Origin of the sequence: Acidovorax delafieldii 2AN, from assembly GCF_000175235.1 — a bacterium.
Classification (GTDB): domain Bacteria; phylum Pseudomonadota; class Gammaproteobacteria; order Burkholderiales; family Burkholderiaceae_C; genus Acidovorax; species Acidovorax delafieldii_B.
The window spans coordinates 1-6,992 of the sequence record NZ_ACQT01000187.1 but is presented as its reverse complement, the minus strand read 5'-3'; the positions used below and the strand labels follow the sequence as shown (position 1 = coordinate 6,992).

The window sequence follows — 6,992 nt, the reverse complement described above, 5'->3', positions numbered from 1 at the left end:
GGAGGCGCCCATCGTGCCCACGTTGCTGCGGCTGGCGGCGCCCAACGTGCTGGTGATGCTGGCGCAGGCCGGCGTGGGCCTCATCGAGACCTACTTCGTGGGCAAACTGGGCACCGACGCGCTGGCGGGCATGGCGCTGGTTTTTCCTGTGGTGATGTTGATGCAGATGACCTCGGCCGGCGCCATGGGGGGCGGCACTGCGTCGGCCATCGCGCGGGCGCTGGGTGCGCGGCGGCGGGGCGATGCCGATGCGCTGGTTCTGCATGCGCTGGTCATTGCAGCGGTGTTTGCGCTGATCTTTGCGCTGGCCGTGGTGGGAGGAGGGCGCTGGCTCTACACCCGCATGGGCGGCACGGGCGCAGCGCTGGAAGCGGCCCTGCTGTATTCAAACTGGGTGTTTTCTGGTGCGTTTCTGGTGTGGCTGTTCAACACGCTGTCGGCGGTGATCCGCGGCACTGGCAACATGGCTGTGCCGGCTTACGTGACCGTGCTGGGCGCCAGCGTGCTCGTTCCCTTGTCGCCGCTGCTCATCTTTGGTGGTGGGCCGCTGCCAGGGCTTGGAATTGCCGGGGGCGCCATGGCGCTGCTGGGGTACTACCTGGTGGGCAGTGTGGTGCTGGCGGCTTACCTGTGGTCGCCCCGCAGCCTGCTGCGGCCGTCGCTGGCGCATTTGCGGTTGCGCTGGTTCTTGTTCAAGGACATCCTGAGGGTTGGGCTGGTGGGCATGGTTTCGACGCTGGCCACCAACCTGGCCATTGGCGTCACCACCGCGCTGGTGGGCGGCTTTGGTACGGCGGCCATCGCTGGCTACGGCACGGCATCGCGGCTCGAATACCTGCTGGTGCCGCTGGTGTTCGGCCTGGGCGCACCGTTGGTCGCCATGGTGGGCACCTGCATCGGCGCGGGCCAGCGCGAGCGCGCCTTGCGGGCCACGTGGATCGGCGCCGCCCTGGCGTTTGCGATGGCCGAGACGATCGGTGTGTGGGCGGCGACGTTTCCGCGCGCCTGGCTGTCGCTGTTCAACAGTGACCCGGCGATGCTGGAGGCTGGTGCGCTGTACCTGCGCACCGTCGGCCCCGTCTACGGCTTTTTCGGTCTGGGCCTGGTGCTGTACTTTGCATCGCAAGGGGCAGGGCGCCTGGCGTGGCCCGTGATCGGCAACATCGCCCGGCTGGCCGTGGCCGTCACCGGCGGGTGGCTGGCCCTGCGCTGGGAGGGCGGCCTGGCGGCTGTGTTCGCCGCGCAAGGCGCGGCGCTGGTGACGTACGGTGTGGTCAATGCCTGGGCGATTGCGGGAGGGGCGTGGTTCGGACCAGTGGGCTGGCCGCGCAGCCCCGCTGGGCTGCAGCAGCGCCTGCCGCAAGCATGAAATTGAGCAAAAGCGACCGGTAGCGCTTATGCCATAAGCGCCACAAGCTATCAAATTCGCAGCGAAGGGGGTTCTATACCGGGACGGTGTAGTTGAGCGTCATGCGCCCGCCATCCACTGTCACGATCTCGCCGGTGACATAGCTGGCCGCGTCGCTGGCCAGCCACGCCACCACATCGGCCACCTCCGAGGGCTCGCCCAGCCGCTTCATCGGGGTGCGGCTCATGATCTTGTGTTTGGCCTCGTCGCTGGTCAGCACTGCTTTGGCAGCCAGTTCCGTCGCAATGGTTCCGGGGGCCACTGCGTTCACGCGGATGTTCTTGTCAGCCAATGCCAGCGCCATCACACGCGTGAGCTGGTTTACACCGCCTTTGCTGACGTTGTAGCTTGAGATGTTGGGGATGGCGAGCACGCCGTTGACCGAACTCATGTTGACAATGGCGCCGCCGCCCGTGGCCACCATGGAACGGGCCACGGCCTGGCCGACCAGGAAAGCGCCCTTGAGGTTGACGCGCAGCACAGCATCGAAGTCTGCCTCGGTGACATCAAGAAAATCGGCCGCGCGAAAGATGCCCGCGTTGTTGACCAGCACGTCGATGCGTCCATGGGTCTGCAGCGTGTGGGCAACCAGCGCGTTCACCTGCGCCTTGTCGCCCACATCGCAATGCACATACAGCGCCCCCAGCTCACGCGCCAGCAATTCACCGCGCACATCGTCCACATCGACAATCACGCAACGCGCCCCCTCGGCCGCAAACCGGCGCACGCAGGCCTCCCCAATCCCTTGCGCCGCGCCCGTGACGAGGCATACGCGACCCAGATGGCCAAAGTGAACGGAAGAAGCCGGGGAGACAGGTGCAGGTGAAGTCATGGCGGCATGGTAGCCGGTTGCCCGGGTATCGCGGGCTTTGGACTTCTAGAATGTCTCTTGGGGTGCAAGGGGCACGCATGATTTCCTGCTTGTCTGGATGCCGAAGCTGCCGTATCAGAGCACTTCCAATACTAGATACGATGTATATTATGTTAAGTCACAGACCGAGCCAGTAGGCAAGGCGCAAGGCGACATGTCGGCTCAACAGAATCTTGGTAACCACCTCAGAAATTTTGGTAACCGGCCCTACAAGGCTCGTCAAGACGTGGATTCTTCAGTCATCGGGGGCTTTCAGCCGAAAATTCAGTCGCAAGGCGCTCTCCATCAGGCTCGCAACTTTTTGAGCGCCCGATTCGACACCGAAGCCCAGAAGGCCTTGATGTGGGATCGCCGGAAAGCTGGCGATACCTTGCACGAGATCGGCAAGCTGTTTGACCGATCGCATACCTCCATTCACACCATCCTGAGTGCAACAGGTGGCATCCGGCAGCAGCCCAAACCGGCGCAGCCTGATGCCGAGCGCAGGTTCGCCCGATGCCTGCGCAATCTGCTTTTTGGGTCAGTTTGGCACCGTTTGCAGGCCTGTTTCAGGCATTGTGGTGCCGCTTTGGCACCCTGCAGGCGCAACTATCCCTGCAGCGCCATGATGCGCTTCCTGCGCCATCCACAGATTGCCCAGTGCAAACAGCAGTTGCGTATATATACCAAGTGCCGATAATTATTTTTGCCTTCACGTTGTCCTCGCTTCGAAAGTGAAGCCAGGCCAAAGCGGGGGCGCCTCAAACGGCGCCCCCGCCTCGGTCAAGGCAGCACGGCAGCGGCCTTGGCGCGCGCAATCTGCAGGTCCGCATCGCGCGGCAGCAGCAGGCGCTGTGCCACCAGGTCGTTGGCGGCCTGCGTCACAGCAGCCACATACCCATCCTGCGTGCCATACAGCTCCTCCAGCGACGGCCGTGCGTCGCCCGCTGCCAGCCGCGCGGCGCGCGTCTTGTGGAAGGGGATGAAGCTGCCCGTGAGGTTGGCCAGGTCGGTGATGCCGGGTGTGGCCACATAGTTGAACTCGATGCTGGTGCCCAGCGGCGCACGCGCCTCCACGCTGCGAATGCCGGCGCGGGTGAGGCCCGTGCTTGCATCGACCTGTGGCACCAGGATGGCGTAGTCGCGGCCCAGGTTGCGCGGAGGCAGCACGGTGGCAATGCCGGCCTCGTCCTGCGGGATGTACTGCGGGCCAAAGTCGAACAGCGGGAAGTTGTTGTACAGGCCCCGGTAGCTGAAGTCCGGGATCGCCGTCTGCACGCCGCCCACCGCCCAGGTCAGCCCCTTCATGGCCGGAAAGGCCAGTGCCTCCGGCCGCACCAGCGTGCCGTCGGCCAGCTTGGGCACCTGGCTGGCGGGTGGCTGCGTGCCGCGCACCACCCAGTCTTCGAGGTTGAGGAACAGCGCGCGGAAGGTGTCGTTGAACTGCACCACCGTGCCCGTGGGGTACGTGGCGCGTGTGGGCGCATAGGCAATGCTGGCAGTGCCCCCTGCCCCACCGTGCTGGGTACTGGCGTAGTAGTAGATGCGGGCGTTTTCGGGCTGCACCAGGTCCTTGGTGCCGTTGGCATCGGTCAGCACGGGCGAGCCCTGCAGCTGCCAGAACTCGGTGCCCGACAGGCCCAGGAAGAACTTGGGGCAGGTGTTGGTGGCGGCGCAGCGCTTCATCACGCCGCCCTGGCGGCCGCTGATGTCGTCCTGGTAGTCCTTGTCCAGCCCGCGCGGTGCCGTCTGGCCGAAAGCCGTGTGGTCGGTACGCAGGCCACCGCCGCCACCGGGCACGGCAAAGCGGGTGTTGATGTTGGTCTGGCGCGCCGCCACGTGGGCATACATGCCATCAAACACCTTGCCGCCATCCAGCGCCTGGTTGAAGCCCAGGTGCAGAAAGGTCTTCATGGCGTTGCCCGACTGCGAGGTGCCCTGCCCCAGCGTGTGCGTGATGCGGCCTGCGAGCGGGTTGGGGGTGCCGGTGGAATCGGCCGCCTTGCTACGGAAGAAGCTCACCGTGTCGCGCAGCGCAGCCAGGCCCACGCCCATCACTTTGGGGTCTTTGGCGACATAGACCAACTCGTACAGATAGGCCGGGTCAAACCCGCCCTTGAGGCACACGCTGGTGGGGCTGGGCGTGCCGGGGAAGGAGTTGGTGCCCGTGTCGCAGGCGGCGAACTTCCAGTCGCTGGCGGGCACAGGCACGCGTGCATCCGTCTCGTTGGCACGGCGGGTGAGCGAATAGCCGGGTTGCGTGTTGTCCAGGCTGGCGGGTTCGTACGGAATCATGGTGCCGTTGAACACGCCGCCGGGCAGCGTCATTGCAGGGCTGGCGGCCGTGGGCACCAGCTCGGCGCGGTAGGGGCCGGTGATGCTGCTACCGTCCTTGTTCTTGGCCACGGGCACCGTCACCGTCAGGCGCGCGGCGGTGCTCTTGGGCACATCACCCTGCCAGGCCGAATACAGCATCACATAGCCCCGCTCCAGGTACACCGCATCGCTGGGCGTGGCCGTGGGGTTGAGCATGGTGAGGATGTTGCCGCGATTGGGTGCGTCGTAGCGCAGCACGCCGCTGGCCTTGGCCATGTTCTTGGGCTTGAGCATGACGAAGTCGGCCTGGTACTCGACCAAGCCGTTGGCGTTGGTGGGCGCCAGGGCCAGGTCCTGGATGACTGCGTTCTTGGGGTCCTTGGGGTCCACCTCGCCGCTGATGGTGCCGGTCACGCGCTCGTATTCGCCCACGTCGCCATAGGTGCCGGGGAAGGCTTCGGTGGCGGTGATCGCCAGCTTGAGCGCGGGGCCCTTGGGCGCATCGTTGCTGGAGCCCCCGCAGGCCGTGATGGCGGCTGCAGCGGCGGCCGTGAGCGCGAGTTTTCCGAATGCACGAAGAGGTTTCATGGTGTCTGTCTCCTTGGATGGATGGTGGTGCGGGCCGCTGGAACGGCTCTGGAACAAAACGGCAGCGTCTGTTGCGCTGCGCGCGGGCAAGGCTTCGCCCAGACCTGCCAGCAAAGGCGGGCTGAGAGAAGCAAAAAGGAATGAAACGGCCCGGTGGGTGGGCCTGTGGGTGGGCCGGTGGCTTATTCGGCCTCGATCCCGGCGGCCTTGATCACCTTGCCCCACTTCTGCGTCTCCGCAGCCTGGAACTTGGCCAGTTCATCGGGCGTGGTGGTCCAGGCTTCGGAGCCCGCGTTCTCAAAGAAGCTCCTGGCCGCAGCGCTCTTGGTGGCTGCCGTGAGCAGCTCGTTCAGGCGCGCCACCACCGGCGCGGGCGTGCCTGCTGGCACGTAGGCCGCAAACCAGTAGCCCATGTCGTAGCCCTTCACACCGGCTTCGTCGATGGTGGGCACGTCGGGCAGCTGGGTGCTGCGCTTTTGCGTGGAGTAGCCCAGGGCGCGCAGCTTGCCCGCCTTGACCTGTGGCACGCCGGTGGAGGTGTCGGTGATCATCAAATCGATCTGCCCGCCCAGCAGGTCGGTGATGGCCAGCGGGTTGCTCTTGTAGGGCACGTGCAGGATGTCCACGGCCGCCAGCTGCTTGAGCATTTCGCCCGCCATGCGGCTCGATGAGCTGCCGCTGCCAAAGCTGAGCTTGCCGGGGTTCTTCTTGGCAAAGGCCAGCAGCTCGCCCACGTTTTTGTAGGGCGCGCTGGCGTTGACCACCAGCACCTGCCCCCCTTTGCCCAGGCCAGTGACGGGGGCGAAGTCCTTCACCGGGTCGTAGGAGAGCTTTTTGTACAGGTGCTCGTTGGCGGCGTGTGTGGTGTTGGTGGTGATGAGCACGCTGTAGCCATCGGCCGCCGACTTGGCCACGGCCGACGCGGCGATCATGCCGCTGGCGCCCGCCTTGTTGTCGATGACCACGGGCTGCTTGGTGTCGTTGGTGATGGACTGGCCCAGCGCGCGCGCCAGCTGGTCGGTGGCGCTGCCTGCGGCAAAGGGCACGACAAAGGTGATGGCCTTGGCGGGGTAGGCGCCGGCCGCCTGGGCCAGCGCAGCAGGGGCGTGCAGTGCACCCAGCGCCAGTACGGCGGCAGTGGCGAGCAGAGCGCGGCGGGGGGATGAATGGGTCATGTTGTCTCCTGGTGTTGATATGGATGAAAAAGCGAAACGGGAGGTCTATGCCGTGGGACCGCCAAAGTGCTGCGCCAGGTGCGCGGGCACGGTGATGGGCATATCGAGCAGCAGGTAGCTCAGTGCCTTGCCATGGCTGTCGAGGTTGAGCGAGTCGTTCACGCCACCGTCGAGCACGTCGTCCAGCACGATGTTCATGGCCTGCAGCTGGGGCAGCAGGTAGCGTGTGACCTGGCGCGGGCGGCGCTGCGCAAACTGCTGTGCCACGGCGGCCTCGGTGACTTGTTCGACCAGCACATCCCACAGCGCGGGGTGCCAGGCGATGACGCTGATGTTGGAGCGGTTGCCTTTGTCGCCGGTGCGGCTGTGGGCAACTCGATAAAGCGGAACGGTGATGGTGGTTGTCATGGTGTGTGTACTCCTCAGAAGCTGTGAATGAATCCGGCGTGGCCGAGCGGGCAGCACAAACGTGCGCCATCAAGGCGCAAAGCACAGCCATAGCTCGGGCTATGGCGAGCATTTGCAACGCTGAGGGCGTGCGTTTCTGCGGCACGAGCGGGCATGAGGGATTCGTTCACAGCTTCTTAGCCCACCATCTCAAAACGCACGGCCACAGCCTCGCGCGGCACCAAGCACGACACGGTGCCCAGGCGCG

The 6,992-nt window shown here is 65.4% G+C and carries 6 protein-coding genes; 2 read left to right on the top strand and 4 right to left on the bottom strand.

The features are described from left to right. Positions 1–1,369: MATE family efflux transporter (locus tag ACDELDRAFT_RS17080; RefSeq protein WP_040329689.1), on the top strand; the 1,369-nt coding region annotated here is incomplete at its 5' end. A 73-nt stretch (positions 1,370–1,442) separates the two neighbouring features. Here the strand turns inward: ACDELDRAFT_RS17080 and ACDELDRAFT_RS17075 are convergent. Then, entirely contained in the window at positions 1,443–2,240 is a 798-nt protein-coding gene (locus ACDELDRAFT_RS17075) for an SDR family NAD(P)-dependent oxidoreductase (protein ID WP_040329687.1), read from the bottom strand. A 193-nt stretch (positions 2,241–2,433) separates the two neighbouring features. Between ACDELDRAFT_RS17075 and ACDELDRAFT_RS24680 the strand changes: the two genes are divergently transcribed. Next, positions 2,434–2,958: a hypothetical protein gene (locus tag ACDELDRAFT_RS24680; RefSeq protein WP_157764946.1), complete on the top strand. Its 525-nt coding sequence runs from the start codon at positions 2,434–2,436 to the stop codon at positions 2,956–2,958. Between the two features lie 83 nt (positions 2,959–3,041). Here the strand turns inward: ACDELDRAFT_RS24680 and ACDELDRAFT_RS17065 are convergent, their stop codons facing one another. From ACDELDRAFT_RS17065 to ACDELDRAFT_RS17055, 3 genes are all read right to left on the bottom strand, one after another. After that, positions 3,042–5,162 carry an alpha/beta hydrolase domain-containing protein gene (locus ACDELDRAFT_RS17065; protein ID WP_005799162.1) on the bottom strand — a complete coding sequence of 707 codons (2,121 nt, stop codon included), beginning with the start codon at positions 5,160–5,162 and terminating at the stop codon, positions 3,042–3,044. Between the two features lie 182 nt (positions 5,163–5,344). After that, complete coding sequence (locus ACDELDRAFT_RS17060) at positions 5,345–6,337, bottom strand: Bug family tripartite tricarboxylate transporter substrate binding protein (RefSeq protein ID WP_005799160.1); 993 nt, start codon at positions 6,335–6,337, stop codon at positions 5,345–5,347. Between the two features lie 45 nt (positions 6,338–6,382). Beyond that, positions 6,383–6,745 carry an AtuA-related protein gene (locus ACDELDRAFT_RS17055; RefSeq protein ID WP_005799158.1) on the bottom strand — a complete coding sequence of 121 codons (363 nt, stop codon included), beginning with the start codon at positions 6,743–6,745 and terminating at the stop codon, positions 6,383–6,385. Positions 6,746–6,992: the final 247 nt, after the last annotated feature.

Excerpts from the sequence above, each read along its gene's own strand:
- ACDELDRAFT_RS17075 (WP_040329687.1), bottom strand. The coding sequence starts at position 2,240 with ATGACTTCACCTGCACCTGTCTCCCCGGCTTCTTCCGTTCACTTTGGC.
- ACDELDRAFT_RS24680 (WP_157764946.1), top strand. The coding sequence starts at position 2,434 with ATGTCGGCTCAACAGAATCTTGGTAACCACCTCAGAAATTTTGGTAAC.
- ACDELDRAFT_RS17065 (WP_005799162.1), bottom strand. The coding sequence starts at position 5,162 with ATGAAACCTCTTCGTGCATTCGGAAAACTCGCGCTCACGGCCGCCGCT.
- ACDELDRAFT_RS17060 (WP_005799160.1), bottom strand. The coding sequence starts at position 6,337 with ATGACCCATTCATCCCCCCGCCGCGCTCTGCTCGCCACTGCCGCCGTA.
- ACDELDRAFT_RS17055 (WP_005799158.1), bottom strand. The coding sequence starts at position 6,745 with ATGACAACCACCATCACCGTTCCGCTTTATCGAGTTGCCCACAGCCGC.